Origin of the sequence: Klebsiella sp. KTE92 (genome assembly GCF_000398905.1) — a bacterium.
Lineage (GTDB): Bacteria > Pseudomonadota > Gammaproteobacteria > Enterobacterales > Enterobacteriaceae > Klebsiella > Klebsiella variicola.
Map to the genome: position 1 here is coordinate 4130651 of NZ_KB976100.1, position 26497 is coordinate 4157147.

At 58.0% G+C, this 26497-nt stretch carries 29 protein-coding genes, 1 tRNA gene and 1 pseudogene; 20 read left to right on the forward strand and 11 right to left on the reverse strand.

All coding sequences use genetic code 11. The features are described 5' to 3' along the window. The first annotated feature begins 38 nt into the window (after positions 1-38). The 3 genes and pseudogenes from A1WC_RS06230 (at position 39) to A1WC_RS06220 (ending at position 1573) form a co-directional block, all read left to right on the forward strand. Positions 39-644, forward strand: a complete 606-nt coding sequence (locus A1WC_RS06230; RefSeq protein WP_012540805.1) for an FMN-dependent NADH-azoreductase — start codon at positions 39-41, stop codon at positions 642-644. A gap of 75 nt (positions 645-719) precedes the next feature. Continuing rightward, positions 720-1019: an ArsR/SmtB family transcription factor gene (locus A1WC_RS06225; protein WP_012540804.1), complete on the forward strand. Its 300-nt coding sequence runs from the start codon at positions 720-722 to the stop codon at positions 1017-1019. Positions 1020-1026: 7 nt separating this feature from the next. Further along, positions 1027-1573, forward strand: a pseudogene (locus A1WC_RS06220) (rhodanese family protein). Here the strand turns inward: A1WC_RS06220 and lpxO are convergent. Next, on the reverse strand, positions 1554-2456 hold the full coding sequence (gene lpxO / locus A1WC_RS06215) for a lipid A hydroxylase LpxO (RefSeq protein ID WP_016161673.1): 903 nt from the start codon (positions 2454-2456) through the stop codon (positions 1554-1556). The pseudogene A1WC_RS06220 and the gene lpxO overlap by 20 nt on opposite strands. A gap of 204 nt (positions 2457-2660) precedes the next feature. Here lpxO and A1WC_RS06210 point away from each other — a divergent pair, with 204 nt between their 5' ends. After that, complete coding sequence (locus tag A1WC_RS06210) at positions 2661-2840, forward strand: hypothetical protein (RefSeq protein ID WP_016161674.1); 180 nt, start codon at positions 2661-2663, stop codon at positions 2838-2840. 78 nt (positions 2841-2918) lie between these two features. On the opposite strand, the gene stpA is transcribed toward A1WC_RS06210, so the two are convergent. After that, a complete protein-coding gene (stpA, locus tag A1WC_RS06205; protein ID WP_008806130.1) occupies positions 2919-3320 on the reverse strand; it encodes a DNA-binding protein StpA in 402 nt (133 codons plus the stop codon). Between the two features lie 728 nt (positions 3321-4048). Here stpA and alaE point away from each other — a divergent pair. Then, positions 4049-4498, forward strand: coding sequence for an L-alanine exporter AlaE (gene alaE / locus A1WC_RS06200; protein WP_008806131.1), 450 nt, complete (start codon positions 4049-4051; stop codon positions 4496-4498). Positions 4499-4573: 75 nt separating this feature from the next. On the opposite strand, the gene A1WC_RS06195 is transcribed toward alaE, so the two are convergent. Next, the gene (locus A1WC_RS06195) at positions 4574-4936 is read right to left on the reverse strand and encodes a DUF2002 family protein (protein ID WP_008806132.1); all 363 of its coding nucleotides are present in this window, start codon (positions 4934-4936) and stop codon (positions 4574-4576) included. A gap of 149 nt (positions 4937-5085) precedes the next feature. On the opposite strand from A1WC_RS06195, the gene A1WC_RS06190 reads away from it, so the two are divergent. Next, positions 5086-5433: a DUF883 domain-containing protein gene (locus A1WC_RS06190; RefSeq protein WP_002914293.1), complete on the forward strand. Its 348-nt coding sequence runs from the start codon at positions 5086-5088 to the stop codon at positions 5431-5433. 118 nt (positions 5434-5551) lie between these two features. Here A1WC_RS06190 and A1WC_RS06185 read toward each other — a convergent pair whose 3' ends face one another. Continuing rightward, positions 5552-6913 (reverse strand): PLP-dependent aminotransferase family protein, encoded by a 1362-nt coding sequence (locus A1WC_RS06185; RefSeq protein WP_016161675.1) that lies wholly within the window; start codon positions 6911-6913, stop codon positions 5552-5554. An 88-nt stretch (positions 6914-7001) separates the two neighbouring features. On the opposite strand from A1WC_RS06185, the gene A1WC_RS06180 reads away from it, so the two are divergent. The 14 genes from A1WC_RS06180 (at position 7002) to leuA (ending at position 21594) form a co-directional block, all read left to right on the forward strand. Further along, positions 7002-7433, forward strand: coding sequence for a carboxymuconolactone decarboxylase family protein (locus tag A1WC_RS06180; RefSeq protein WP_012540797.1), 432 nt, complete (start codon positions 7002-7004; stop codon positions 7431-7433). Positions 7434-7616: 183 nt separating this feature from the next. Further along, complete coding sequence (nrdH, locus tag A1WC_RS06175) at positions 7617-7862, forward strand: glutaredoxin-like protein NrdH (RefSeq protein WP_012540796.1); 246 nt, start codon at positions 7617-7619, stop codon at positions 7860-7862. Continuing rightward, positions 7859-8269, forward strand: coding sequence for a class Ib ribonucleoside-diphosphate reductase assembly flavoprotein NrdI (gene nrdI / locus A1WC_RS06170; RefSeq protein WP_016161676.1), 411 nt, complete (start codon positions 7859-7861; stop codon positions 8267-8269). Before nrdH ends, nrdI begins: the two co-directional genes overlap by 4 nt. Then, positions 8242-10383, forward strand: a complete 2142-nt coding sequence (gene nrdE / locus A1WC_RS06165) for a class 1b ribonucleoside-diphosphate reductase subunit alpha (RefSeq protein ID WP_016161677.1) — start codon at positions 8242-8244, stop codon at positions 10381-10383. The genes nrdI and nrdE overlap by 28 nt, the downstream gene beginning before the upstream one ends. A gap of 10 nt (positions 10384-10393) precedes the next feature. Continuing rightward, positions 10394-11356 (forward strand): class 1b ribonucleoside-diphosphate reductase subunit beta, encoded by a 963-nt coding sequence (gene nrdF, locus A1WC_RS06160; RefSeq protein ID WP_008806138.1) that lies wholly within the window; start codon positions 10394-10396, stop codon positions 11354-11356. A 357-nt stretch (positions 11357-11713) separates the two neighbouring features. Continuing rightward, the gene (gene proV, locus A1WC_RS06155) at positions 11714-12916 is read left to right on the forward strand and encodes a glycine betaine/L-proline ABC transporter ATP-binding protein ProV (RefSeq protein ID WP_008806139.1); all 1203 of its coding nucleotides are present in this window, start codon (positions 11714-11716) and stop codon (positions 12914-12916) included. Further along, positions 12909-13976: a glycine betaine/L-proline ABC transporter permease ProW gene (gene proW, locus A1WC_RS06150; protein WP_008806140.1), complete on the forward strand. Its 1068-nt coding sequence runs from the start codon at positions 12909-12911 to the stop codon at positions 13974-13976. The genes proV and proW overlap by 8 nt, the downstream gene beginning before the upstream one ends. A 78-nt stretch (positions 13977-14054) precedes the next feature. Next, positions 14055-15053 (forward strand): glycine betaine/L-proline ABC transporter substrate-binding protein ProX, encoded by a 999-nt coding sequence (gene proX / locus A1WC_RS06145; protein ID WP_008806141.1) that lies wholly within the window; start codon positions 14055-14057, stop codon positions 15051-15053. A 183-nt stretch (positions 15054-15236) separates the two neighbouring features. Then, positions 15237-15983 carry an AzlC family ABC transporter permease gene (locus A1WC_RS06140; RefSeq protein WP_016161678.1) on the forward strand — a complete coding sequence of 249 codons (747 nt, stop codon included), beginning with the start codon at positions 15237-15239 and terminating at the stop codon, positions 15981-15983. Continuing rightward, a complete protein-coding gene (gene ygaH, locus A1WC_RS06135; protein ID WP_008806143.1) occupies positions 15973-16308 on the forward strand; it encodes an L-valine transporter subunit YgaH in 336 nt (111 codons plus the stop codon). The genes A1WC_RS06140 and ygaH overlap by 11 nt, the downstream gene beginning before the upstream one ends. 90 nt (positions 16309-16398) lie before the next feature. After that, complete coding sequence (gene mprA, locus A1WC_RS06130) at positions 16399-16929, forward strand: transcriptional repressor MprA (protein ID WP_002914337.1); 531 nt, start codon at positions 16399-16401, stop codon at positions 16927-16929. A gap of 125 nt (positions 16930-17054) precedes the next feature. Then, the gene (gene emrA, locus A1WC_RS06125) at positions 17055-18227 is read left to right on the forward strand and encodes a multidrug efflux MFS transporter periplasmic adaptor subunit EmrA (RefSeq protein WP_008806144.1); all 1173 of its coding nucleotides are present in this window, start codon (positions 17055-17057) and stop codon (positions 18225-18227) included. Between the two features lie 15 nt (positions 18228-18242). Further along, positions 18243-19781, forward strand: coding sequence for a multidrug efflux MFS transporter permease subunit EmrB (gene emrB, locus A1WC_RS06120; protein ID WP_008806145.1), 1539 nt, complete (start codon positions 18243-18245; stop codon positions 19779-19781). A gap of 136 nt (positions 19782-19917) precedes the next feature. Further along, positions 19918-21594, forward strand: coding sequence for a 2-isopropylmalate synthase (gene leuA, locus A1WC_RS06115; RefSeq protein WP_016161679.1), 1677 nt, complete (start codon positions 19918-19920; stop codon positions 21592-21594). Here the strand turns inward: leuA and A1WC_RS06110 are convergent. The 7 genes from A1WC_RS06110 to A1WC_RS06080 all read right to left on the reverse strand — a co-directional run bounded on the left by A1WC_RS06110 (position 21573) and on the right by A1WC_RS06080 (position 26490). Next, on the reverse strand, positions 21573-22340 hold the full coding sequence (locus tag A1WC_RS06110; RefSeq protein ID WP_016161680.1) for an AraC family transcriptional regulator: 768 nt from the start codon (positions 22338-22340) through the stop codon (positions 21573-21575). The genes leuA and A1WC_RS06110 overlap by 22 nt on opposite strands. A gap of 52 nt (positions 22341-22392) precedes the next feature. Next, positions 22393-22908, reverse strand: coding sequence for an S-ribosylhomocysteine lyase (gene luxS, locus A1WC_RS06105; protein ID WP_002914351.1), 516 nt, complete (start codon positions 22906-22908; stop codon positions 22393-22395). Positions 22909-23071: 163 nt separating this feature from the next. Further along, positions 23072-24628 carry a glutamate--cysteine ligase gene (gshA, locus tag A1WC_RS06100; RefSeq protein WP_016161681.1) on the reverse strand — a complete coding sequence of 519 codons (1557 nt, stop codon included), beginning with the start codon at positions 24626-24628 and terminating at the stop codon, positions 23072-23074. Positions 24629-24694: 66 nt separating this feature from the next. Next, on the reverse strand, positions 24695-25123 hold the full coding sequence (locus A1WC_RS06095) for a YqaA family protein (protein WP_016161682.1): 429 nt from the start codon (positions 25121-25123) through the stop codon (positions 24695-24697). Next, positions 25120-25686 (reverse strand): fructose-1-phosphate/6-phosphogluconate phosphatase, encoded by a 567-nt coding sequence (gene yqaB, locus A1WC_RS06090; RefSeq protein ID WP_004174701.1) that lies wholly within the window; start codon positions 25684-25686, stop codon positions 25120-25122. The genes A1WC_RS06095 and yqaB overlap by 4 nt, the downstream gene beginning before the upstream one ends. Before the next feature lie 124 nt (positions 25687-25810). Next, positions 25811-26125, reverse strand: coding sequence for a BON domain-containing protein (locus A1WC_RS06085; protein WP_008806150.1), 315 nt, complete (start codon positions 26123-26125; stop codon positions 25811-25813). A 288-nt stretch (positions 26126-26413) separates the two neighbouring features. Then, positions 26414-26490: transfer RNA gene (locus A1WC_RS06080), tRNA-Arg, on the reverse strand. Positions 26491-26497: the final 7 nt, after the last annotated feature.

Consider the following 26497-nt stretch of genomic DNA (forward strand, 5'->3'; position numbering starts at 1 on the left):
TTAGTCTCTGCCTCTCCCCTTCACTTGAGGCACTCATCATGGCTAACGTTCTGGTATTAAAATCCAGCATTAATGGCGAAACATCCCTGACCAATCAGCTGATTAACGAATTTCTCGCGGCGCGCCGGGCGGCGGGCCACCGCGATCGGCTCACGGAACACGATCTCAGCGCCATGGCGCTGCCAACACTGGATCGCCCCCTGTTCGCCGCCCTGCGCGGGGCAGTGGATCCGCAGCCGGCCATCCGCGCGGCGGTTGCGCTCTCCGACCAGCTTATCGCCGAATTAAAAGCCAGCGATCTGCTGGTGATCGGGGCGCCGATGTATAACCTCAACGTCCCGACCGACCTGAAGAAATGGTTCGACCTCGTGGCGCGGGCGCGGGAAACCTTTCGCTACACCGACAGCTGGCCGCAGGGGCTGGTCGAGGGCGTTCGGGCGGTGGTCGTCAGCAGCCGCGGCGGTATTCACCAGGGAGAGACCACCGACGCCATCACCCCCTATCTGCGCGCGGTACTGGGGCTGATGGGGATCCATGAGGTGGAATTTATCTATGCCGAAGGGCTGGACAATCGTCCGCATGGTCGCGACGCAGGGATCGCCAGCGCGCGAGCGCAGATTGCCCAGCTCGCCGTTCCGGCCTGAGTCACAGATAAAAAGTGCTGGCGCAGGGGATGCTTTTATTTTAGAGTTATCTAAATTTAGAAAAAGCTAAAATATATGACCACACCTGAAGACCTGCAGGCCCGCGCCGGAGAAGCCGCCGCGCTGATGAAAGCCATGAGCAATCCTCACCGATTGCTGATCCTGTGCATACTGTGCGATGCGCCGCGGGCCAGCGCCGGTGAACTATCGCGCGCTACCGGCCTGAGCCCTTCCGCCACCTCGCAGCACCTTGCGCGGATGCGTGACGAGGGGCTGATCGACAGCGAGCGCGATGCCCAGCGTATCCACTATTTCATCACCCACCCTGCGGTACAGCAGGTGATCAACACGCTGAAAACGCTCTATTGCCCGTGAGGATCCTATGACCATCGCTACCTTAACCCCGGCCGAAGCCCGGGCGCTGATTGCCCAGGGCGCCAGACTGATTGATATCCGTGATGCGGATGAATACGCGCGCGCACATATTCCCGATGCCGAACTGGTGCCGCTGGCCAGCCTGACCAACGGTGCGACCCTCAATGCCCGGGCCGGAGAGACAGTCATCTTTCACTGCCAAGCGGGTTCCCGGACGCAGAATAACGCGATTCGCCTGGCCGCCGCCGCCGCACCGGCGCAGGCAAGCCTGCTGGCCGGGGGGATTCAGGGCTGGAGGGCCGCGGGGTTCCCGGTTGAGGAGGATAAATCCCAGCCGCTGCCGCTGATGCGCCAGGTACAAATTGCCGCTGGCGTCCTGATTTTACTCGGTGTACTGCTGGGCTATACCGTGAGCAGCGGCTTCTTCCTGCTCAGCGGCGCGGTCGGCGCCGGGCTCACCTTCGCCGGGGTGACCGGCTTTTGCGGCATGGCGCGTCTGCTGGCGATCATGCCCTGGAACCGGCGTCATGAGGGTTAAAACGCACTCCAGATAAGCCAGGCAATGCCGCCGAACAGCAGCCATTTAACGATGTAATAGACCGTCTTATTCCATTTTTTCAGCCGCTTGCCGACAATGCGGATCTGGTAGATATAGCGAAATGCCCGGTTAATCCCGCCAATGCGATCGCCGGTATCATTGGGCGCCGAGGCGGCGCTCATCAGATGACGTCCCAGCCAGTGGTTCACCTGCTGCGCCCAGCGGTAGCGCATGGGCCGTTCAATATCACAGAACAGAATCAGCCGATTCTCACCGCTGGTATTTTCCGCATAGTGAATATAGGTCTCATCAAACAGCACCCCTTCCCCATCGCGCCAGCTGTAGCGCTGGCCATCCACCTCGATAAAGCAGCGGTCATCGTTCGGCGTCGCCAGGCCGAGATGAAAGCGCAGCGAACCGGCGTAGGGATCGCGGTGGCGCGGCAGACGGCTGCCGTCTGGCAGGGTGGCGAACATGGCCGCTTTCACCGACGGGATATCGCGCAGTAGCGCGGTGGTGTGTGGGCAGAGCTGGCTGGCGGAGGGATGGGCCTCCTCATACCATTTCAGATAAAAACGTTTCCAGCCGGTTTTAAAAAATGAGTTAAATCCGGCATCGTTATATTTATCGGCCGCTTTAATCTGCTCCAGCTGCTGAAGGTGGAGACCTTCATCGCGAATTACCTGCCAGTTCTGCTGCAATATCGCCAGCTCGGAAAACATCTCCGGGCGCAGATATGGCGTATTCGGCACGCAGGAAAATAAATACATAAATCCATTCAGCGGAGCAGTAAATGTTGAATGATCGGAGAGCTGTCGCCAGAAACGATAGCGCACCCGCCCGCGATAATGGACATACAGAACAGCAATAACAATGATCAATAGAACGATATACTTCATGGTGTCTTTCCTGACCTGATTGATGGTAACCCTACCCTCGCCGTCCCCCCTTCTCAGCAGCGGTATGGCGCCAGCAAAACATTAACAACATTAATACATATACCCCAAATTGTTTTAACAAAAAACAGCACAGCCAGTGTTCACTGGCCAGTCGTTGAGCTATGGTTGAGGTTCATCCAGGATGTTAACCGTGAGGAGTGAATGATGTTTTCTGTCGGCGATCTGGTACAACCGCGTGCGGGTGGACCAAAACTGAAAGTGGTTGAAGTACAGGGAGAACAGCTGGTGGTGGTTCAGGTCGCGCAAGAGCAGGGCGAGCGCTATACGCTGAACTCAGAAGAGGTGACGCCATACCAGGAAGAGGGCGACTTTGGCGTCTGCTAAAGCCCCTCTCCCGGAGAGTGATAAGGCCGGACGGAACGGCGGGTCTCCCCCACTGTCCTGATACCGGCCGGATCGGCTTTAAATGAGGAAACTGTCCAGCGATTTGCCCTGAGCAACCGCCTGAGCAATCGGCTTCGGCATTCTTCCCTGACCGGTCCAGGTTTTTTCTGCGCCAGTATGATCGGTATAACGATATTTCGCCGGGCGCGGTTGCCGCTTTTTCCCTACCGCCATCGACGGCTGAATATCGGCCACGAGGTCGTCAGGAGAAATACCGTCGGCGCGCATCAGCTCAAGCCAGGTATTCACTTTTTCCTGATATTCCGCCTGCTGCTGCGCCGCCAGCTGCTGTTGCGTACGTTTTTCTTCAGTGACGATCCTGAGCTTTTCCAGCATCTCTTCAAGCACGTCAATGGAGAATTCACGGGACAGGGTACGCAGTGAACGGATATTATTCAGTTTGTGTAACATTAAAGACATAAAATTAAGAAATCCCAGATAACCAATTAAAAGATACAACGCAGCAAGTGTAATGGAAACACTTATTTATTTCCAGCCTTCGGTTGTCCAGATAAATATATTATGCAAAGAGTAAACCTTTTCCTCCTGCCCTATATCGGCAAATCCCCGGTTCTTTTTCGCCAGCGCAGGCCAACAAGACCATGAATAAATAAAAGCGGCGGATGGTAAGATATGAAAATATATTCAGCAGGCGATATTACCTTTATGGTCAGCGGTTTATCCTCTTATCGTCGGCGGATGCGCAGGCCCTCTCCACACGGTCTAATGAATAGTTACCCAGCCAATCAGAATAAAACGCCACACGTCATTTTAGAATTTTTCACCACAAAAACCGGCATAATGGCATAAAAACATCTTAACGAGACCTTCATCACAGGCTCACGCGATTTTGCGCCACAGCGGGCGGTCAGACGCCGCCTCCCTGGTCAGATATCATGCAAAAACGTCAAGTAACCAACTGAAATTAAACACATTTAACAAAACCAGCAATAAAAGTAGCGTAACGGGCAGAAAACCAACTGTCGCAGAGTATTTTATCGACAAAAAGACAATAAATAAAAATTTATAGCTAGTTGCCACTTTTAATGCAGAGATATACTCTACGCACATCAAAACAGGCAGCCCAAAAACGCTATACCAACGCGCATTTTTCGGCGTTATTGACTTCATTTTCGAGGAGCACTCCGATGTTCTCTGCGCACTCCCGCTTGCGGCATGCGGTTGCAGACACCTTTGCGATGGTGGTTTACTGCACCGTCGTCAACATGATGATCGAAATTTTTCTCTCTGGTATGACGTTTGAGCAGTCGTTATCGTCGCGCCTGGTGGCGATCCCGGTCAACATTATTATTGCCGTGCCCTATGGTTTTTATCGCGACTTTGCGATGCGTCAGGCCCGGCGCATTAGCCCGGCAGGCTGGATGAAAAATATGGCCGACGTGCTGGCCTACGTCACTTTCCAGTCGCCAGTGTATGTCGCAATATTGTGGAGCGTAGGTGCAGACTGGCACCAGATTGTCGCTGCAGTGAGCTCAAACCTGGCGGTATCGATGATGATGGGCGCTGCTTACGGCTACTTCCTCGACTATTGCCGCCGCCTGTTCCGCGTGGCCCCCTACCAGCAGGCGAAAGCCTGACCGACGCTATTCCAGCGACTGGCCCTGCCAGTCGCTCTCTCGCCAGCCTGCTCCGCCCCGGTCTTAACCGTCGTATTAATTTGTCGACATCGCCGGCTGGGCTTCGCCAAATAGTCCATTCAGAAAACGCTCAAGCGCCATCCGTGAGCTAAATCCGTGCGGAATACCATAATGCTGCTGCGCATCTCCGGCTAAATACAGCGGAAATTGTTCATAATGGTCGCAGGTTTTGATATCTGAGGCCGGTTCGGCCAACATATTGCTACGCTCTTTTAGCGCTGGATGAATAATTAACGCTGTCCGCCCCATGCGCGCTTCGCGGTTCACATAAACATAATTATCGCCTCGGCGATAGCCGTACGCTTTTTGCGTCACAACATCCATGGTGAAGCCGGCTTTTTCAAGAACACGCGCCACCTCATCGGGTCTTAAATACATACTGATTCCTCGTTATCTTTTACCGCACATTGACCTTACCTTATTCGTTAAGCGCAGTGCTTTCGGAATATTCCAGAAACCACAGCAGTAAGCATAATTCAAAATCTTGTCCTACACTTACTCACTCGATGGAATTAAGGGAGATAACGATGGCTAACCATGTGAACCGCAACAATTTTGACGAGAATGCTGAGGATATCCATAACGATGTCAGTCAATTAGCGGATACGCTGGAAGAGGTGCTGAAATCGTGGGGCAGTGACGCGAAAGAGGAAGCCGAAGCGGCGCGCGTTAAAGCTCAGTCGCTGCTGAAAGAGACCCGTGCCCGCCTCAATGGTCACAACCGGGTGCAGCAGGCGGCGCTGGATGCCCGTCAGGCAGCCTGTGATGCGCTGGGCTGCGCCGATACCTATGTGCGCAATAAACCCTGGCACAGCGTCGGCGCCGCAGCCGCCGTCGGGGTATTTATTGGCGTATTGCTCAATTTACGTCGATAATAGAGACAGCGTCAGCTTCCGCGCGCGCCTGGCGAGCGGAAGCCCGCGAGCTTCACGGAATCTAATGAAGATAACAAATACGCGTCAGCCCCTGCGCGCCTCTGGCCGCAGGGGTTTTTTATGCGCCATCGTTCGCGATCGCCTCTCTGAGCCGCCGGGCCAGCGCATCGGCCATCGCCGCTGAGCGAATATTGGTAAAACTCATCAGTAATCCCCCCTCGCCTGCATGGCGAAGACGCCAGTCGCTCAGCGCCTGCACCGCCAGCCCGGCCTCAACCGCCTGCCGGGCCAGCAGGCGATCGTTGCCGCTGACCGGCATGACCAGCTGAATGCCCCCCTGCTGCGGCGTGACCTGAAAGCCCTGCGCCTGCAGGGCCGACTCCAGCCACTGTCGGCGCTGGCTATAGCTGGCGCGCATTTTTTTCAGATGACGCCAGAAATGTCCCTGCTGGATAAAATCCGCCAGCGTCTGCTGCCACAGAGTAGGAACGGTGCAGGGCTGGCGCTCCGCCGTCTGATGAAAACGCGCCGCCAGCGGGGTCGGCACCACAAGCCAGGCGGTGCGCAGCGCCGGAAACATCGACTTACTGAAAGTGCCGGCGTAGATAACCCGCTGCGGCGCATCGAGGCTTTTCACTGGCGGCAGCGGTTTGCCGTGATAGCGAAACTCACTATCGTAATCGTCCTCAATAATCCACGCGTCGCGCGCTGTCGCCCACGCCAGCAGCTGGCGACGCCGGGGCAGCGACAGCGCGACCCCCAGCGGGCTCTGGTGTGCCGGGGTGAGCAGGGCAAACCGCGCTTGAGGGTGATGCCGCAAGCCCCAGCCAACATCCATTCCTTCGTCGTCCACCGGGATCGCATCCACCACCAGCTGCCTGGCCTCAACGACCGGGCGGATAAAGGGATACCCCGGATCCTCCATCCACATATGCTGCCCCGGCTGCGCCAGCGTACGCAGGATAAGATCCATGGAGGTAGCATAGTTGCCGGTAATCAGCACCTGCTCCGGCTGGCAGTCAATACTGCGCGACAGGCGCAGATACTCCACGATCGCCTGGCGCAGAAGCGGGTCGCCGCCGGGATCGCCGGGGACAAGGTCGAACCGCGACTGCGTCCGCAGCCGACGACCCATCACTCGCGCCCACAGCCCGCGCGGAAAGAGATCCAGCGCCGGCAGCCCCATCTGAAAGGGCAACGGGTCCGTCGAGGCGGCTGATTGCGCTGGCGTTACCGGCGCCAGCTGGCGCGGACTGAGCCGCTCGCTGACAAAGGTCCCCGCCTGCCCACGCCGCTCAAGCCACCCCTGGGCGACCAGTTCACCCCAGGCGTTTTCGATAGTCGCCCGCGAGACGCCCTGCTCCTGGGCAAACACCCGGCTGGCGGGCAGACGGCTGCCCGGGGTCAGTTCGCCCCGTTCAATTGCCGATTTCAGCTGGCGGGCAATACGCTGATAAAGAGGGAGGTGGATCGCTTCCATTATGGTCTGCTTTTTTCATCACAATATGGCTATCTTTTGCAGTCCATTATAGTGCTATTTTGGCTGCCGTCTTAGAGAGGAGAACACCATGAGCCAATTACGTCAGCCATTCAGTGAACTGAGCCCGGAAGTCTATAAAGGGCTGGTACAGGCCAGCATCGCGCTGGAGAAAAGCGAGCTGGGCAGCGCCCTGGTAGAGCTGGTTTATTTACGCGTCTCGCAGATCAACGGCTGCGCCTTCTGCCTTGAGAAGCACAGCCAGGCGCTGCGCAAGGGCGGTATGGCGCAAAGCAAACTGGATGCCCTGGCGGGCTGGCGGGTAAGCGCCCACTTCACACCTGGCGAACGCGCAGCGCTGGCGTGGGCCGAGTCGGTCACCGACATTGCCGCCAGCCATGCGGAAGATGACGTTTACCTGCCGCTGCGCGAACATTTTACCCCGCGTCAGATAAGCGATCTGACCTTAGCCATCAGCCTGATGAACGCCTTTAACCGTCTCGCCGTCGCCATGCGTCTGTAGTTCCGCACAGCCTTCCCCCTCCTCCGCCGAATTGTCCCGGCGGGGGATCTCCTTGCTAAAAACGCTATATATTGAGTGGTTGAACTTTCAAACAACTACATCTAGTATTTCCTTATCGAATGACCCACAACGTTCGACGCTGCGTTTAGCGCCGTGCTGTTATCTTAAATGGAAATACGAATCATGCGCATTATTATTTACACTCGAAATGACTGCGTGCAGTGCCATGCCACACGGCGAGCTATGGAGAGCCGAGGACTGGCCTTTGAAATGGTGAACGTCGACCAGCAGCCGGATGCAGCTGACACCCTGCGCGAGCAGGGATTTCGCCAGCTGCCGGTGGTGATCGCCGGTGAGCTACGCTGGAGCGGCTTCCGCCCGGATATGATCAATCGCCTGCGCCCCTCCGTCACGGCGGCCAGCGCATGAGCCTCATCGTCTACTTCTCCAGCCGTTCGGAGAATACCCATCGCTTTGTGCAGCGCCTGGGGCTGCCGGCGGTGCGCATTCCGCTGAACGAGCGCGAACATCTCCAGGTAGACGAACCCTATATTCTCATCGTTCCCAGCTATGGCGGCGGCGGTACGGCCGGCGCGGTACCGCGTCAGGCGATCCACTTTTTAAACGACGTGCATAACCGCCAGCTGATCCGCGGGGTGATTGCCGCTGGCAATCGCAACTTTGGCGACGCCTGGGGGCGTGCCGGGGAGGTCATCGCGCAAAAATGCGCCGTGCCCTATCTCTACCGCTTCGAGCTGATGGGAACCCCCGACGATATCGACAACGTGCGTAGAGGAGTCAGCGAATTTTGGCAACGACAACCGCAGAACGTATAACCGCCGCGGCGGATTTTCACGCCCTCAACGCGATGCTGAATTTGTACGACAGCGAGGGTCGCATCCCGTTTGAGAAAGATCGCCAGGCGGTGGAGGCCTTTATGACCGCCCAGGTCCGGCCCAACACCCTCACCTTTGCCAGCCAGGAGGATAAACTCACCTGGCTCGTCCGCGAGGGCTATTACGATCCGCAGGTGCTGGCCGGCTATGACCGCGCGTTTGTGCTGGCATTGTTCGCCCATGCCCGGCGCGCCGCGTTTCGCTTTCAGACCTTCCTCGGCGCCTGGAAGTTCTATACCAGCTACGCGCTGAAGACCTTTGACGGCGAGCACTACCTCGAGGATTTTGCCGATCGCTGCGTAATGGTGGCGCTGACGCTGGCCCAGAGGGATGAGCAGCAGGCGCGGCAGCTAATGGAAGAGATGCTCAGCGGCCGCTTCCAGCCCGCGACCCCCACCTTCCTCAACGCCGGCAAGCAGCAGCGCGGGGAGCTGATCTCCTGCTTCCTGTTGCGCATTGAAGATAATATGGAATCCATCGGCCGGGCGGTTAACTCGGCGCTGCAGCTGTCGAAGCGCGGCGGCGGCGTGGCCTTTTTACTCTCCAACCTGCGCGAGGCCGGGGCGCCGATCAAGCGTATCGAAAACCAGTCCTCCGGGGTGGTGCCGGTGATGAAGATGCTGGAGGACGCCTTCTCCTATGCCAACCAGCTTGGCGCCCGCCAGGGGGCGGGAGCGGTCTGGCTGCATGCGCACCATCCCGATATTTTGCGCTTCCTCGATACCCGGCGTGAGAATGCCGATGAGAAAATCCGCATCAAAACCTTGTCGCTGGGAGTGGTGATCCCCGATATCACCTTCCAGCTGGCAAAAGAAGACGCGCAGATGGCCCTGTTCTCGCCGTATGACGTCGAGCGGCTGTACGGTAAACCCTTCGCCGACTGCGCCATCGGCGATCTCTATCCGCAGCTGGTGGCCGACGAACGGGTCCGCAAGCGCTGGATCCGCGCCCGCGACCTTTTCCAGCGCCTGGCGGAGATCCAGTTTGAGTCCGGCTATCCGTACATCATGTTTGAAGATACCGTCAATCGCGCCAATCCGGTGGCCGGACGGATCACCATGAGCAATCTGTGTTCGGAAATTCTGCAGGTCAGTACGCCATCCACCTATGATGAGAACCTCAGTTACGCCCATATCGGCGAGGATATCTCCTGCAACCTCGGCTCGCTGAACATCGCCCATACCATGGACTCGCCGGATTTTGCCCGCACTATCGCCACCGCGGTGCGCGCCCTGACCGCGGTATCCGATATGAGCGACATACAGTCGGTTCCCTCGGTGGCGGCCGGCAATGCGGCCTCCCACGCCATCGGCCTGGGGCAGATGAATCTGCACGGCTACCTGGCGCGAGAAGGGATTGCCTACGGCAGTCCGGAGGGGCTGGACTTCACCAATATCTATTTTTACACCGTGACCTGGCATGCCCTGCACACCTCGATGCTGCTGGCCCGCGAGCGCGGCCAGCGCTTCGCTGGCTTCGAACAGTCACGCTACGCCAGCGGGGCGTACTTCGACAAATATCTGCAGGAGGAGTGGCAGCCGAAAACCGAACGGGTGCGCGCACTGTTCGCCCGCGCCGGTATCCCCCTGCCCGACCGGGAAAGCTGGCGCCAGCTGCGCGACGATGTCATGCGCTATGGCATCTATAACCGTTATCTGCAGGCGGTGCCGCCCACCGGGTCGATCTCGTACATCAACCATGCCACCTCCAGCATTCATCCGATCGTCTCGAAGATTGAGATCCGCAAAGAGGGGAAGACCGGGCGGGTGTACTACCCCGCGCCGTTTATGAATAACGACAATCTGGCCCTTTATCAGGATGCGTACGAGATAGGGCCCCAGAAGATCATTGACACCTACGCCGAGGCGACGCGCCACGTCGATCAGGGGCTGTCGTTGACGCTGTTCTTCCCGGATACCGCCACCACCCGCGATATCAACAAGGCGCAAATCTACGCCTGGAAGAAAGGCATTAAGACCCTCTACTACATCCGTCTGCGCCAGCTGGCGCTGGAAGGCACTGAAATTGAAGGCTGCGTGTCCTGCGCACTGTAAGGAGAACAGGATGACCCATTTAACGCGCATCAGCGCTATCAACTGGAACCGCATTGATGACGACAAAGATCTTGAGGTCTGGAATCGTCTCACCAGCAACTTCTGGCTACCGGAGAAAGTGCCGCTATCGAACGACATTCCCGCCTGGCAAACCCTCAGCGCGGCGGAGCAGCAGTTGACCATTCGCGTCTTCACCGGGCTGACGCTGCTCGACACCATTCAGAACACGGTCGGCGCGCCGGCGCTGATGGCGGACGCGCTGACCCCGCATGAGGAGGCGGTGCTGTCGAACATCAGCTTTATGGAAGCGGTTCATGCCCGCTCTTACAGCTCCATTTTTTCCACGCTGTGCCACAGCAAAGAGGTGGATGCCGCCTTCGCCTGGAGTGAAAGCTGCGAACCCCTGCAGCGCAAGGCGCAACTGATGCTGGGCTACTATCAGGCCGACGAGCCGCTGAAGAAAAAAATCGCCAGCGTGTTCCTCGAATCCTTTCTCTTCTACTCCGGCTTCTGGCTGCCAATGCACTTCTCCAGCCGGGGAAAACTGACCAATACCGCGGATCTGATCCGTCTGATCATTCGCGATGAAGCGGTACATGGCTATTACATTGGCTACAAGTATCAGAAAGGACTGGAGATCGTCAGCCCCGGAAAGCGCGAAGAACTGAAAAATTTCGCCCTCGATCTGCTGATGGATCTTTACGACAACGAGCTGGCCTACAGTCGGGAACTGTACGGCGAGAGCGGCTGGTTTGACGACGTCAGCGCTTTCCTGTGCTACAACGCCAACAAAGCGCTGATGAACCTCGGTTATGAAGCGCTGTTTCCGGCGGAGATGGCAGCGGTTAACCCGGCGATCCTCGCCGCGCTGTCGCCTAACGCCGATGAAAACCACGACTTTTTCTCCGGCTCCGGCTCCTCGTACGTGATAGGCAAAACGGAAGAAACCGCCGACGACGATTGGGACTTTTAACCATACTTTCACCAGGAATATGGCGGGCTGGTTCCTGGTGATCTATTTCGCAGAAAAGTGGGTTGATCTGCCAAATATTCTCTCCATCGCATAACCGTCATCACTCCGTCATATTTAACAGAAAACTGGTCCATTTCAGTCGAATTATCCAGAGATAATCAAAAAATATTACCCACAACAAATTGACGCTCAGCCCTTATATCACGGGGGCTGCGCCACCCTATCCCTCACGCCATTTTGCCGAGAGTTTGCCATTGAGGGTTGTCACAGAATCTGAGTATGTTAGGGTGTAAAAAGATCATAATCACCATCGGGTATCGTATCGCAATAAACAAATAACAGGAACTTCTCTATTGCATGGCAATTAAATTAGAAATCAAAAATCTTTATAAGATATTTGGCGAGCACCCAAACCGGGCTTTCAAATATATTGAGAAAGGACTCAACAAAGCGCAAATACTGGAAAAAACGGGGCTGTCGCTTGGCGTCAAAGACGCCAGTCTGGCCATTGAAGAAGGCGAGATATTCGTCATCATGGGGCTCTCCGGCTCGGGGAAATCCACCATGGTTCGCCTTCTCAATCGCCTGATTGAACCCACCCGCGGCCAGGTGCTGATTGACGGAGTCGATATCGCCAAAATGTCGGACGCCGAGCTGCGCGAGGTGCGTCGCAAGAAAATTGCGATGGTTTTTCAGTCCTTTGCGCTGATGCCACACATGAGCGTGCTCGACAACACGGCGTTTGGTATGGCGCTTGCCGGCGTCCCGACCGCCGAACGAGAGCAAAAAGCGCGGGAGGCGCTGCGTCAGGTGGGGCTGGAGAATTATGCCCATGCCTGGCCGGATGAACTCTCCGGCGGGATGCGTCAGCGCGTCGGTTTAGCCCGCGCCCTGGCGATTAATCCCGATATTCTGTTAATGGATGAAGCCTTCTCCGCGCTCGACCCGCTCATTCGCACCGAAATGCAGGATGAACTCATCAAATTACAGGCTAAGCATCAACGCACTATTGTCTTTATTTCCCATGACCTTGATGAAGCCATGCGAATTGGCGATCGCATTGCCATTATGCAAAATGGCGAAGTGGTCCAGGTCGGAACCCCGGATGAAATACTGAATAATCCGGCCAATGATTATGTGCGCACCTTCTTCCGCGGCGTGGATATTAGCCAGGTCTTTAGCGCCAAAGATATTGCCCGCCGCAGCCCGGTCGGATTGATTCGTAAAACCCCAGGTTTTGGCCCCCGTTCCGCGCTGAAATTATTACAGGATGAAGACCGGGAATATGGCTATGTCATCGAACGCGGAAATCGCTTTGTCGGGATTGTCTCGATCGATTCTCTGAAAACCGCGCTCAGCGTCGGCCAGGGGATCGAGGCGGCGCTGATTGACGCCCCGCTGGCGGTGGAGGCGCAAACGCCGCTCAGCGATCTGCTCTCCCACGTCGGCCACGCCCCGTGCGCCGTCCCGGTGGTGGATGAAGAACAACAATACATTGGCATCATTTCCAAACGAATGCTGCTCCAGGCTTTAGATCGCGAGGGGGTGAATCATGGCTGATCAAACTAATCCGTGGGACAGCGCCCCGGCAACCGACAGCGCTGCGCAGGCCGCCGACGCCTGGGGTGGCGCCTCTACTGCCGCGCCGGCCAACGGCGGCGGCGCCGACTGGCTGCACAGCGCGCCCGCGCCGCAGCCGGAATCGTTCAACATCATGGACCCGTTCCATAAAACGCTGATCCCGCTCGACAGCTGGGTCACCCACGCTATCGACTGGATCGTGCTGCACTTCCGTCCGCTATTCCAGGGGATCCGCGTGCCGATCGACTACATCCTCAGCGCCTTCCAGCAGCTGCTGTTGGGGATGCCAGCGCCGGTGGCGATTATCGTCTTCGCGCTGATCGCCTGGCAGATCTCCAGCCTCGGCATGGGGGTCGCCACCCTGGTTTCGCTGATTGCCATCGGCGCCATCGGCGCCTGGTCGCAGGCGATGGTCACCCTGGCGCTGGTCCTCACCGCCCTGCTGTTCTGCATGGTTATCGGCCTGCCGCTGGGTATTTGGCTGGCGCGCAGCCCGCGGGCGGCGAAAATTATCCGCCCGCTGCTGGATGCCATGCAGACCACGCCGGCCTTCGTCTACCTGGTGCCGATCGTGATGCTGTTCGGCATCGGCAACGTGCCGGGCGTGGTGGTGACGATTATCTTCGCCTTGCCGCCGATCGTCCGTCTGACCATCCTCGGGATAAACCAGGTGCCAGCGGATCTGATCGAAGCGTCGCGCTCGTTTGGCGCCAGCCCGCGCCAGCTGTTGTTTAAGGTTCAGCTGCCGCTGGCGATGCCCACCATTATGGCCGGGGTAAACCAGACGCTGATGCTGGCCCTGTCGATGGTGGTGATCGCCTCGATGATTGCCGTCGGCGGTCTTGGCCAGATGGTGCTGCGCGGCATTGGCCGCCTGGATATGGGTCTCGCCACCGTCGGCGGAGTGGGGATCGTGATCCTCGCGATTATTCTTGACCGCCTCACCCAGGCCGTCGGTCGCGACGCCCGCAGTCGCGGCAACCGCCGCTGGTACACCACCGGCCCACTGGGGCTTATCACTCGCCCTTTCTGTCGATAAGTCGATAACAGCGCCTCTCCCCGGCACCAGCCGAGGCCGGGGGGTCGCTCTTCCCGTTAAACAATAAGAGGAACCACCATGCGACATCGTACGATGATGGCCACCGCCGCCTTTGCCACCCTGATCGCCACCAGCACCTTCGCCGCCGACCTGCCGGGCAAAGGGATTACCGTGAAGCCTGCCCAGAGCACTATTTCGGAAGAGACCTTCCAGACCCTGCTGGTCAGTCGCGCGCTGGAGAAGCTTGGCTACACCGTCGAGAAACCGAGCGAAGTGGACTATAACGTTGCCTATACCTCGATTGCCGCCGGGGATACCACCTTTATCGCCACCAACTGGCAGCCGCTGCACGATGACATGTACGCCGCGGCGGGCGGTGATAACAAATTCTATCGTAAAGGGGTGTATGTCTCAGGTGCCGCCCAGGGCTATCTGATCGATAAAAAAACCGCCGAGCAGTACCACATCACCTCCATCGATCAGCTTAAAGATCCGCAGATCGCCAAACTGTTTGATACCAATAACGACGGTAAAGCGGATCTCACCGGCTGTACGCCAGGCTGGGGCTGCGAAGCGGTGATTAACCACCAGATTGACGCCTATGGCCTGAGCAAAACCGTCACCCATAACCAGGGCAACTACGCGGCGATGATGGCTGACACCATCGCCCGCTATAAAGAGGGTAAACCGGTGCTCTACTACACCTGGACGCCGTACTGGGTCAGCGACGTGCTGAAACCTGGCAAAGACGTCGTCTGGCTGCAGGTGCCATTCTCCTCCCTGCCGGGCGAGCAGAAAAACATCGACACCAAACTGGCCAACGGCGCCAACTATGGCTTCCCGGTGAACACGATGCACATCGTCGCCAACAAAGCCTGGGCCGAGAAAAATCCGGCCGCCGCCACCCTGTTTAGCGTCATGAAGCTGCCGATCGCCGACATCAACGCCGAGAATGCGATGATGCACGAAGGCCATGCTTCCGAAGCCGACATTAACGGTCATGTCGATGGCTGGATCAAAGCCCACCAGCCGCTGTTCGACAGCTGGGTGAAAGCGGCGCTCGCCGCGCAGCAGTAACCCTGCCTCCCGGATAAGGCGCTCCGTCTTATCCGGGCTCCCTTTCCCTCGTTGCTCGCAGCACAGAGTATGGAAAAGCGGATTCCAGGAATTTCCATAGTGTTAAGGCGCGTCGCGCTCTGTTAAGGTGGACCCATCGGTCAATTTGTCACCTTCACATGGATCCAGCGATAAGTTATTCATATGGAAAACCCCGCGCCCTTAACCTGTGCCTTACCTGAACGTGTCGCCACCGTCGGCGAAGGCATCAAAGACAGTCTCCCCATCGTTATCAGCTACCTGCCGGTGGCTTTCGCCTTCGGACTGAACGCCACCCGGCTGGGATTCACCCCGCAGGAAAGCCTGTTTTTCTCCTGCATTATTTACGCTGGCGCCAGCCAGTTTGTGATCACCGCCATGCTGGCCGCCGGCAGTTCGCTGTGGGTCGCCGCCCTGACGGTGATGGCGATGGATGTCCGCCACGTGCTGTATGGTCCCTCATTGCGCAGCCGCATTCGCTCAGCGCTGGATAAAAAGAAAACCGCCCTCTGGGCCTTTGGCCTGACCGATGAGGTTTTCGCCGCGGCCACCGCCAGGCTGGTTCGCGATAACCGCCGCTGGAGCGAAAACTGGATGCTCGGTCTCGCTTTTACTTCCTGGGCATCGTGGGTATGCGGCACGCTGGCCGGCGCCTGGTCCGGCAACGGCCTGCTGGTGGATTATCCCGCGGTGGAGGCCGCGCTCGGCTTTATGCTGCCGGCGCTGTTTATGAGCTTCCTGCTGGCCTCATTCCAGCGCCAGCAGTCACTCTGCGTCACGGCAGCCCTGGCGGGCGCGCTGGGTGGCATTTTGTTATTTTCCATTCCGGCGGCCATCCTCGCCGGGATTGTCTGCGGGTGTCTGACGGCGCTGGTCCAGGCCATGCTTAAGGGGATGCCGGATGAACAGTGAAGTCCTTCTGCTCGGGGTGATAGTCGGCAGCGTGAATTATCTGTTTCGCTATCTTCCCCTGCGCTTGCGCGCCGGCCATGCCCGGCCTGCCCGCCGTGGCCCGGTCAGCGTGCTGCTGGATACCATCGGCATCGCCTCGATTTGCGCGCTGCTGGTGGTCTCCAGCGTGCCGGAGATCCTCGCCGATGCCCATCGCCTGGCGCCGACGCTGATCGGCTTCCTGGTGCTGGGGGCCGCCTTCTGGAAAACCCGCAGCATTATTGTCCCGACGCTGCTGTCGGCGTTGGCCTACGGTCTGGCATGGAAAATTACCAGCGGACTCTAAGCTTTACGTATCAATTTTAGTCAATAATTCATTTGATTTATTTGTCACAATAGTTATTATATCGGCTGTAATTAATGAGGTCATACCCAAATGGATAGTTCGTTTACTCCCATTGAGCAAATGCTCAAATTCCGCGCCAGCCGCCATGAAGATTTCCCGTTCCAGGAGATCCTGTTAACTCGTCTTTGCATGCATATGCAAGGTAAGCTGCTGGAAAATCGCAATAAAATGCTCAAAGCGCAGGGAATTAACGAGACATTATTTATGGCGCTGATTACGCTGGAGTCACAGGAAAACCACAGCATCCAGCCGTCCGAGCTGAGTTGCGCGCTGGGCTCGTCGCGTACCAACGCCACCCGTATCGCTGATGAACTGGAAAAACGCGGCTGGATTGAACGTCGCGAGAGCGATAACGATCGCCGCTGTCTGCATCTGCAACTGACCGAAAAGGGCCATCAGTTTTTGCGTGAAGTCCTGCCACCGCAGCATAACTGCCTGCATCAGCTGTGGTCTTCACTCAGCACCAGCGAAAAAGATCAGCTCGAACATATCACCCGCAAACTCCTGAGCCGCCTTGACCAGATGGAAGAAGAAGGCGTGCTGGCGGACTCTCTACGCTAAGGGCGGCGTCGCTCAGCCCATTTTTACGTTGCAAGGAAAACAGCCAGGCCAGCAGATCTCTGCTGGCCTTTCTGATAAACAGGTCGGCTCAGCCGATGTGAAATAATAAGATCGTGGAGAATAACATGAGCGCAAATGCGGAGAGCCAAACCCCGCAGCAACCAGGCAGCAAAAAAGGAAAGCGCAAAGGCGCACTCCTGTTGCTGACATTGCTCTTTATTATTATTGCCGTGGCATATGGGATTTACTGGTTTCTGGTACTGCGTCACTACGAAGAGACCGACGATGCCTACGTGGCAGGGAACCAGGTACAAATTATGGCCCAGGTCTCAGGCAGCGTGACCAAAGTCTGGGCTGACAACACGGACTACGTGCAGAAAGGCGATCCGCTGGTGACGCTCGATCAGACCGATGCCCAGCAGGCGTTTGAGAAAGCCAAAACGCAGCTGGCCGCCAGCGTGCGTCAAACCCGTCAGCAGATGATCAACAGCAAGCAGCTGCAGGCGAACATCGACGTCAAAAAGACCGCCCTCGCCCAGGCGCAGGCTGACCTGAATCGCCGCATCCCGCTGGGCGCCGCGAACCTGATCGGCCGCGAAGAGTTGCAGCACGCCCGCGACACCGTCGCCAGCGCGCAGGCCGAACTCGACGTGGCAATCCAGCAATACAACGCCAACCAGGCGATCGTGCTGGGCACCAAACTGGAACAGCAGCCGGCGGTGCTGCAGGCGGCCACCGAAGTACGTAACGCCTGGCTGGCCCTGCAGCGTACGCAAATCGTCAGCCCGATTAGCGGCTACGTTTCCCGTCGCTCCGTACAGCCTGGGGCGCAGATCGGCACCACCACGCCGCTGATGGCGGTGGTCCCGGCGACCAACCTGTGGATCGACGCCAACTTTAAAGAGACCCAGCTGGCGCACATGCGCATCGGCCAGCCGGCCACCGTGATCAGCGACATCTATGGCGATGACGTGAAATACACCGGCAAAGTGGTCGGCCTCGATATGGGCACCGGCAGCGCCTTCTCCCTGCTGCCGGCGCAGAACGCCACCGGTAACTGGATCAAAGTGGTACAGCGCCTGCCGGTCCGTATTGAGCTGGATGAAAAACAGCTGGCGGAACACCCGCTGCGCATCGGCCTCTCCACGCTGGTGGAGGTCAACACCACCGATCGCGATGGCGAAATGCTGGCCAGCCAGGTGCGAAGCTCCCCGGTTTACGAGAGCAATGCCCGCGAAATCGCGCTTGAGCCGGTTAATAAACTGATCGACGAGATCATTCAGGCCAACGCCGGATAATTCGGGGTGAGCGTAATGCAACAGCAAAAACCGCTCGAAGGCGCGCAACTGGTCATTATGACCATTGCGTTGTCGCTGGCGACGTTCATGCAGGTGCTGGACTCCACGATCGCCAACGTGGCGATCCCAACCATTGCCGGTAACCTTGGCTCGTCGCTGAGCCAGGGGACGTGGGTCATCACCTCGTTCGGGGTGGCCAACGCCATCTCCATCCCCATTACCGGCTGGCTGGCGAAGCGCGTCGGCGAGGTGAAGCTCTTCGTCTGGTCGACGGTGGCATTCGCTATCGCCTCCTGGGCCTGTGGGGTGTCGAACAGCCTGACGATGCTGATTTTCTTCCGCGTCATTCAGGGGATCGTCGCCGGTCCGCTGATCCCGCTGTCGCAGAGCCTGTTGCTCAGCAACTACCCACCGGCGAAGCGGTCGATTGCGCTGGCCCTGTGGTCAATGACCGTGATCGTCGCGCCGATCTGTGGCCCGATTCTCGGCGGCTATATCAGCGATAACTACCACTGGGGCTGGATCTTCTTCATCAACGTGCCGATTGGTATCGCAGTGGTGATCATGACGCTGCAAACCCTGCGCGGGCGCGAAACCCGTACCGAACAGCGACGTATCGACGGCGTCGGGCTGGCGTTGCTGATTATCGGTATCGGTAGCCTGCAGGTGATGCTCGACCGCGGTAAAGAGCTCGACTGGTTCGCTTCCAACGAGATTATCATCCTGACCATCGTGGCGGTGGTGGCGATAAGCTTCCTGATTGTCTGGGAGCTGACTGACGATAACCCGATAGTCGACCTGTCGCTGTTTAAGTCGCGCAACTTCACCATCGGCTGTTTGTGTATCAGCCTGGCCTATATGCTCTACTTCGGCGCTATCGTACTGCTGCCGCAGCTGTTGCAGGAGGTCTACGGCTACACCGCTACCTGGGCCGGTTTGGCGTCGGCGCCGGTGGGGGTGATCCCGGTCATTCTGTCGCCGATTATTGGCCGCTTTGCCCATAAGCTCGATATGCGTCGGCTGGTCACCTTCAGCTTTATTATGTATGCCGTCTGCTTCTACTGGCGTGCGTGGACCTTTGAACCGGGTATGGACTTTGGTGCATCGGCGTGGCCGCAGTTTATCCAGGGCTTCGCGGTGGCTTGTTTCTTCATGCCATTGACCACCATCACCCTCTCCGGCCTGCCGCCGGAGCGGCTGGCGGCGGCGTCGAGCTTGTCAAACTTTACCCGAACTCTGGCCGGCTCCATCGGGACCTCGATCACCACCACCATGTGGACCAACCGTGAGGCGCTGCACCATGCGCAGCTCACCGAGTCGGTGACGCCGTTCAACCCCAACGCCCAGCAGATGTACGATCAGCTGCAGGGCATGGGAATGACCCAGCAGCAGGCTTCCGGCTGGATAGCGCAGCAGATAACCAACCAGGGGTTGATTATCTCCGCCAACGAAATCTTCTGGGTTTCGGCGGGGATCTTTATTCTTCTGCTCAGCCTGGTGTGGTTCGCCAGGCCGCCATTCAGTGCCGGCGGCGGCGGCGGGGGCGCACACTAAGCATCAGACTAAGGGACCTGCGGGTCCCTTTTTTATGGCGTCAGATTGTCCAATTCTCGCTAGTTTCTGTCTCGTTTGCGAAAGCTCGCCACCCGGTGCTCGGGCAGGATAAAGGCTGACCATTAAGGAGAACACTATGCTGAGCCATCCTGCTGAAAAGTACCGTCCCTATCCGCCGATTGCCCTGCCCGACCGCCGCTGGCCCGACCGGCAAATCAGCCACGCCCCGCGCTGGCTGTCGACCGACCTGCGCGACGGCAACCAGGCGCTGGCGGAGCCCATGGACAGCGCCCGCAAACTGCAGTTCTGGGATCTGCTGCTGGAGTGCGGTTTTAAAGAGATTGAGGTCGCCTTCCCTTCCGCTTCGCAAACCGATTTCAACTTCGTCCGCCAGCTGATCGACGAGCAGCGCATCCCGGAAGATGTCACCATCCAGGTGCTGACCCAGGCGCGGGATCCGCTGATCCTGCGCACCTTTGAGGCACTGCGCGGCGCCCGCCAGGCCACCGTCCACCTCTACAATGCCACCGCGCCGCTGTTTCGCGAGCTGGTCTTCGGGATGGATAAAGCCGAAGTGATCGCCCTGGCGACCCGCGCCACCCGACTTATCCGCCAGCAATGCGAACAACAGCCGGAGACCCGCTGGCAATACGAATACTCACCAGAGACCTTCTGCTTTACCGAACCCGAGTTTGCCCTTGAGATTTGCGAGGCGGTGGCGGACGTCTGGCAGCCCTGCGCCGAACGGCCGATGATCGTCAATCTGCCGGCGACGGTGGAAGTGAACACCCCCAACGTCTATGCCGATCAGATCGAGTATTTTTGCCGCCACTTCTCCCGCCGCGGCGAGGTCTGCATCAGCGTGCACCCGCACAACGACCGCGGGACCGGTGTCGCCAGCGCCGAGCTGGCGGTGATGGCCGGCGCCGATCGGGTGGAAGGCTGCCTGTTTGGCAATGGCGAACGCACCGGCAACGTCTGCCTGGTGACGCTGGCCATGAATCTCTACAGCCAGGGCATCGACCCTGAGCTTCGCTTCGAGCAGATGAACCGGGTGGTGGAGGTGGTGGAAAACTGCAACCAGATCCCCGTTCACCCACGCCACCCGTGGGCGGGAAGTCTGGCTTATACCGCCTTCTCCGGCTCCCATCAGGATGCCATCAAAAAAGGGTTTGATGCCCGTCAGCCAGGCGATCCGTGGCAGATGCCCTACCTGCCCATTGACCCACAGGATATTGGCTGTAGCTATGAGGCGGTGATCCGCGTCAACAGCCAGTCGGGAAAAAGCGGCAGCGCCTGGCTTATCGAACAAAACCATGGTCTCAAGCTGCCCCGCGGGCTGCAGCAGGACTTCAGTCAGCATGTACAGCAGGCGACCGATAGCGACGGCAAAGAGATGACCCACCACGCGCTGTGGCAGTTGTTCCGCACGCGCTACGGCCTGCTGGCGCAGCCTGCGCTGACGCTGCTTGATTATCAGAGCGCCAGCCAACAGGATGGCCAGCTTTCGCTGCAGGCGACGCTGCGACACCACGGCGAAACCCGACGCCTGCAGGGCCAGGGCAACGGCCTGCTGTCGGCCGCCGCCAGCGGCCTCAGCGCGCTGCTCAGACAACCGTTTATGATCAAGGACTACCATGAGCATACCCTTGGCGCGCGCAGCGACAGCCGCTCCGTTGCCTATATTCGCTGCGTTTTTCCGCAAGGTGAAAGCTACTGGGGGGTGGGTATTGATAATGACGTGGCGCGCGCTTCGCTGCAGGCATTGTGTAATGCGATCAGCGTCGCCGATCAGGTCGAAGGGCGAAAATAGTCGCTGGGGGCGACGCCCATCACCCGACGAAACATGGCGCTGAAGGCGCTGTGGCTGCCGTAGCCCAGCTCCAGCGCCACCCGCAGCACGGAGTGACCCTGCGCCAGGCGAATCAGCGCTTCCATTAGCTTGGCCCGGCGCACCCACTCGCTCCACGTCAGGCTAGTCTGCTGCTGAAAATGGCGGTTAAGGGTTCGCTCACTCATGTTGCACACCTTTGCCGCCTGGCCGCTGCTCCAGGCTTCGCCCGGCGCCTCGCGTACCTGCTGGCACAGCCGACGCAGCGTGTCGCTTTGCGGTTCCGGCAGGCCAAACGGCAGGATCGCCATCCCGCGGATCTCATCGAGGATCAGCTCATAAATCCGTTCGTCACGGCTGGCGGGGGCATAGCACTCGGCCAGTCCCAGGGATGAGACGATCAGTTCCCGCAGCAGCGGCGTGATCTGTACGATCTGGCAGCCCGCCGGAAGATCGGCGCGCGCCAGCGGATCGATAAACAGGGTGCGCGCCGCCACGTTGCCGGTCATACGCAGCGCGTGCGGCGTTCCCGCCGGCAGCCAGACGCCGCGCCCGGGCGGCACCACCCAGTAACCTGCCGGTGTCGCGACCCGCACCACGCCGCTTAAAATATGCAGCAACTGGGCGCAGTCATGCTGATGCCAGTCTTCCTGGTCACCGTGGGCATAATCATGGGCAAAAGGCACCAGCGGGCGGTGCTGAAAGGAGAAAGTCGTGGTGGTCGTCATGGCGGCGTCAGGAGAGCGGCCCGGCGACAGGCGTCGGGCCGTGGCGGAAGCACTAGATGTGCAGTTCCTGCAGTTTTTCTTTCGGCAGCGCCAGTTCGTCGTTGCTGTTGATGCGCACATCGCGCTCAATGATATGACGAGCGATGTCCTGGGCCTCTTCCAGCGAGTGCATGGTATAGGTTCCGCACTGGTAGACGTTGAGCTCCGGGATCTGGTTCTGATCTTTCACCTTCAGCACATCGGCCATCGCCGCTTTCCAGGCGTCAGCGACGCGCTGCTCATCTGGCGTACCAATCAGGCTCATGTAGAACCCGGTGCGGCAGCCCATCGGCGAAATGTCGATAATTTCCACGCCATTCCCGTTCAGGTGATCGCGCATAAAGCCCGCGAACAGGTGCTCCAGGGTGTGGATACCGCGTTCCGGCATCACTTCCTGGTTCGGCACGCAGAAGCGCAGATCGAAAACGGTGATTTCATCGCCATGCGGCGTGTTCATTTTCTTCGCGACACGCACCGCTGGGGCTTCCATTCGGGTATGGTCGACTGTGAAACTATCTAACAACGGCATTCGTCACCTCCGGGAGTGATTTTTTTTAAAATAAAATGAACTCTTTGTTCAGCCGCGAGTCTCAGTATATGAAAGACGCGCATTTATTATCATCATCATCCCTGAATCAGAGATGAAAGTTTGGCCACATTGATGTGGCCTTTTTCTTTTGTATCGTCAGCGGCTATGCGTGTCGTGCCAGCAGCGCTTCGAACGGCTCACTGTCTTCCGCTTCCACTTTCTTCTGCCGCGCCACCGATGCCTCGCGCTCGGCGATGAAATCGGCTTCGCTCAGGATCTCCAGCGGCTCTTCCCGCAGCTGCGTCCGATAGCGATCCGCCAATGCACGGCCAGTGCCGCCAATCCCTTCTTCAATCATAGAACGCAGAATGCGGGCTGAGAAGGTTAATTCCGGATCGTCAAAGCAGGCCAGCAGCTCGTCGCAGACCTGCTGATATGCCTGGCCACCGTGGATACTGTCAAGGATCTGCGCCACGCGGCGTAAATCGCGGAACAGATCTTTGCCCACCTGAGCCAGCGGGAACTGCGCGCTTTCGCAGCCAATCCCCAGCGTTAAGCCCGGCTTACGCCCTTCCAGAATCACCCGATTCCAGTTGGTGCGAGTGCACAGCAGCTCATCGCTGCTCATCTCCGGCGCGTCGGCCAGCGCGCACCAGACCATAAACAGATCGAGGAAACGCACCTGCTGGGCGTCAACGCCGATCGGCGAGAACGGGTTGATATCCAGCGAACGCACTTCAATGTACTCAATGCCGCCGCGCAGCAGCGCATCGGACGGGGTTTCGCCCCGACGGGTCACGCGTTTCGGACGGATCGGCGCATAGAGTTCGTTTTCAATCTGCAGGATATTGCTGTTGATCTGCAGATACTTGCCGTCTTTCTGCAGCCCGATTTTAGCGTACTCTTCCGACGGCGTTTTAATCGCCCGCTTCAATCCTGCCACATACTCATGCAGATCGTTAAACGTAATTCCGAGATTGCTTTGCGACTTATTGGTATAACCGAGGTCGCTGAGGCGCAGCGAGGTGGCGTACGGCAGGTAGTACATACCGTTACCCGCTTCCTCAAAAGGCAGCGTCGTTGGTTTCCCTTGCAGGAACGAGGAGCAAATCGCCGGCGAGGCGCCGAACAGATAAGGGATCACCCAGCCAAAACGATAGTAGTTACGAATCGAGCGGAAATAGCCCGCCGAGATAGCTTCTTTACCGCTTTCGACGTCTTCCACGCCACACTTCGCCTGCCAGAACGCCATCGGCAGCGAGAAATTATAGTGCACGCCGGAGATAGTCTGCATCAGCGCGCCATAGCGGTTCTTCAGCCCCTCGCGATACAGCGTTTTCAGACGCCCCACGTTTGAGGTGCCGTACTGCGCCAGCTCAATATCCTGACCGGGAGCGATATAGCATGGCATACTCAGCGGCCACATTCGCTCGTCGCCCAGCTGACGCGCGGTATAGCGATGGACATCGCGCATAAAGGTCAGCATATGCTCAATATCGCCATCCACCGGCGTAATGAACTCGAGTAAAGCTTCGGCAAAATCGGTGGTAATCCATTTATGCGTCAGCGCTGAGCCTAACGCCAGAGGGTGACCGGTCGTTGCAAGGGTGCCGTCTGCGTTCACGCGCAGCGTTTCCCGCTCCAGACCACGTTGAATACCCTGCAGAGCCTGCGGATGTTTTTCCAGCCAGGCCAGCGCCTGTGATACGTCCGGGATCAATTTGACCTCCCGCCTGTCGAAATCGTTTGAATAAGCATAATTGTAATGGATGAACTATCAGTCCAATTAGTGCCACCACGTCATGCCCTGAAGCGTCGCTGCTGCAATAACGATATAGCGCAGCGCCTTACCAAGGCATAAGAAAAAGAGTACCGGTCCCCAGGAAATGCGCATCCATCCCGCCAGCAAACACAGTAAATCGCCGACAACCGGCGCCCAGCTCAGTAAGAGCGTGACCGCGCCGTAGCGCTTAAGCCAGCCAGCCGCCCGCTCCTGCCAGCGCGAGGTTCTGCGCAGGGGAAACAAGCGCCCCAGAATAACGTTAGTTACCCCTCCAAGGCTATTGCCGATTGTTGCTATTAATACTAACCACCATGGATGACTGACCCCTGCAAGTAGCATAGCCACCAGCACAACCTCCGAATTACCGGGAAGCAGCGTGGCGCTTAAAAAGCTACTGGCAAACAGCGAGGTGAGTGACAGCGCGTCGCTCATAGCAAACGCACGTCAACAGCGTCCATGCCTGCACGCTTCGCCGCCTGCAGACCAAAGTCGGCATCTTCGAAGACCACGCATTTTTCCGGCGCGACGCCCATGCGCTCGGCGCACAGCAGGAAGGTATCGGGCGCGGGTTTATGGTTGACTACATGATCGGCCGCCACCACCGCAGAGAAGTAATGACGCAGGCCCAGGTGCGCCAGTAGCGCCTCGGCGACGGCGCTTTCGCTGCCGGTACCCACCGACATCGGGCGACGACCATGCCACGCCTTGACCACCTCAATTAGCGGCAACGGGCGTACGCTGTCCAGCAGCATCGCCTTAACCGCCTGGGTTTTTTCCTGCGCCAGGCGATGTGGATCGAGATCCGCCTGGTTGAGTTCAATAATCGCCTGGGCAATCCGCCAGGTTGGTGAGCCATTGAGCGCGACCATCGCCTGTTCGTCGAAACGCATACCGTAGCGGCCCAACACCTCGTTCCATGCCTGCCGATGGGTCGGCTCGGTATCGAGAATGGTGCCATCCATATCAAAGATCAGTCCTGCGTAACCTTCGTACATTGTCTTCTCACCAACCGGTTAATGAATAGTTACTCTATCGCAAAAGCCGGTCGTTGTCGCGGCCAGCGGCTTAAACGACAAAGGCGCCCTCAGGCGCCTTCAGGCATAAACCGGGTAGTGGGTCTTATTTAATACGCAGATCGTTCTCGACCATACGCACGCCCTGCACCCGACGGGTGACTTCCACCGCACGTTTAGCGCTTTCCGCAGAGGAGACAAACCCGCTCAACTGCACGCGGCCTTTAAAGGTCTGGACGCTGATTTCTGAAGACTTAATATCTTTATCGTTAAAGAGCGCCGTTTTCACCTTAGTGGTCACCACGGTATCGTCAATGTAACCGCCGGTGCTTTCTTTGGTGGACGAACCGGCACAGCCAGTAAGGGCCGTCGCCACCAGCAGCGTCGCGCAAAAAGCAGGTATTGCTTTGAACCATTTCATGGATTTCTCTCCTTGCATTTAACTCAGCCTGATAACGCTGATATACAAGGATAAATTATAGTGGAAAGCGCGGCTTGCCAATAAAAAAAGTCAGTATGAAACCGGTGATGGAAAACGAGGTTATAGGGATGGTGAGGAGAGAGTAAAGAGTGAAGATGGTGCATCCGGGAGGATGACTCGGCTAAGCCTCGCCCTTCGGGCCGTTGCTTACGCAACGTTATCCTCCCTGGTGCTGGCGCTGATTTCGCAGACCATACAACAACGTCGTCGCTATTACTAAGGAAAATATGGTGCATCCGGGAGGATTCGAACCTCCGACCGCTCGGTTCGTAGCCGAGTACTCTATCCAGCTGAGCTACGGATGCATCGGGA

What these genes read in the sequence shown, in the direction of transcription:
- A1WC_RS06230 (WP_012540805.1), top strand. Translation starts at nt 39, where the DNA reads ATGGCTAACGTTCTGGTATTAAAATCCAGCATTAATGGCGAAACATCC.
- A1WC_RS06225 (WP_012540804.1), top strand. Translation starts at nt 720, where the DNA reads ATGACCACACCTGAAGACCTGCAGGCCCGCGCCGGAGAAGCCGCCGCG.
- lpxO (WP_016161673.1), bottom strand. Translation starts at nt 2,456, where the DNA reads ATGAAGTATATCGTTCTATTGATCATTGTTATTGCTGTTCTGTATGTC.
- A1WC_RS06210 (WP_016161674.1), top strand. Translation starts at nt 2,661, where the DNA reads ATGTTTTCTGTCGGCGATCTGGTACAACCGCGTGCGGGTGGACCAAAA.
- stpA (WP_008806130.1), bottom strand. Translation starts at nt 3,320, where the DNA reads ATGTCTTTAATGTTACACAAACTGAATAATATCCGTTCACTGCGTACC.
- alaE (WP_008806131.1), top strand. Translation starts at nt 4,049, where the DNA reads ATGTTCTCTGCGCACTCCCGCTTGCGGCATGCGGTTGCAGACACCTTT.
- A1WC_RS06195 (WP_008806132.1), bottom strand. Translation starts at nt 4,936, where the DNA reads ATGTATTTAAGACCCGATGAGGTGGCGCGTGTTCTTGAAAAAGCCGGC.
- A1WC_RS06190 (WP_002914293.1), top strand. Translation starts at nt 5,086, where the DNA reads ATGGCTAACCATGTGAACCGCAACAATTTTGACGAGAATGCTGAGGAT.
- A1WC_RS06185 (WP_016161675.1), bottom strand. Translation starts at nt 6,913, where the DNA reads ATGGAAGCGATCCACCTCCCTCTTTATCAGCGTATTGCCCGCCAGCTG.
- A1WC_RS06180 (WP_012540797.1), top strand. Translation starts at nt 7,002, where the DNA reads ATGAGCCAATTACGTCAGCCATTCAGTGAACTGAGCCCGGAAGTCTAT.
- nrdH (WP_012540796.1), top strand. Translation starts at nt 7,617, where the DNA reads ATGCGCATTATTATTTACACTCGAAATGACTGCGTGCAGTGCCATGCC.
- nrdI (WP_016161676.1), top strand. Translation starts at nt 7,859, where the DNA reads ATGAGCCTCATCGTCTACTTCTCCAGCCGTTCGGAGAATACCCATCGC.
- nrdF (WP_008806138.1), top strand. Translation starts at nt 10,394, where the DNA reads ATGACCCATTTAACGCGCATCAGCGCTATCAACTGGAACCGCATTGAT.
- proV (WP_008806139.1), top strand. Translation starts at nt 11,714, where the DNA reads ATGGCAATTAAATTAGAAATCAAAAATCTTTATAAGATATTTGGCGAG.
- proW (WP_008806140.1), top strand. Translation starts at nt 12,909, where the DNA reads ATGGCTGATCAAACTAATCCGTGGGACAGCGCCCCGGCAACCGACAGC.
- proX (WP_008806141.1), top strand. Translation starts at nt 14,055, where the DNA reads ATGCGACATCGTACGATGATGGCCACCGCCGCCTTTGCCACCCTGATC.
- A1WC_RS06140 (WP_016161678.1), top strand. Translation starts at nt 15,237, where the DNA reads ATGGAAAACCCCGCGCCCTTAACCTGTGCCTTACCTGAACGTGTCGCC.
- ygaH (WP_008806143.1), top strand. Translation starts at nt 15,973, where the DNA reads ATGAACAGTGAAGTCCTTCTGCTCGGGGTGATAGTCGGCAGCGTGAAT.
- mprA (WP_002914337.1), top strand. Translation starts at nt 16,399, where the DNA reads ATGGATAGTTCGTTTACTCCCATTGAGCAAATGCTCAAATTCCGCGCC.
- emrA (WP_008806144.1), top strand. Translation starts at nt 17,055, where the DNA reads ATGAGCGCAAATGCGGAGAGCCAAACCCCGCAGCAACCAGGCAGCAAA.
- emrB (WP_008806145.1), top strand. Translation starts at nt 18,243, where the DNA reads ATGCAACAGCAAAAACCGCTCGAAGGCGCGCAACTGGTCATTATGACC.
- leuA (WP_016161679.1), top strand. Translation starts at nt 19,918, where the DNA reads ATGCTGAGCCATCCTGCTGAAAAGTACCGTCCCTATCCGCCGATTGCC.
- A1WC_RS06110 (WP_016161680.1), bottom strand. Translation starts at nt 22,340, where the DNA reads ATGACGACCACCACGACTTTCTCCTTTCAGCACCGCCCGCTGGTGCCT.
- luxS (WP_002914351.1), bottom strand. Translation starts at nt 22,908, where the DNA reads ATGCCGTTGTTAGATAGTTTCACAGTCGACCATACCCGAATGGAAGCC.
- A1WC_RS06095 (WP_016161682.1), bottom strand. Translation starts at nt 25,123, where the DNA reads ATGAGCGACGCGCTGTCACTCACCTCGCTGTTTGCCAGTAGCTTTTTA.
- yqaB (WP_004174701.1), bottom strand. Translation starts at nt 25,686, where the DNA reads ATGTACGAAGGTTACGCAGGACTGATCTTTGATATGGATGGCACCATT.
- A1WC_RS06085 (WP_008806150.1), bottom strand. Translation starts at nt 26,125, where the DNA reads ATGAAATGGTTCAAAGCAATACCTGCTTTTTGCGCGACGCTGCTGGTG.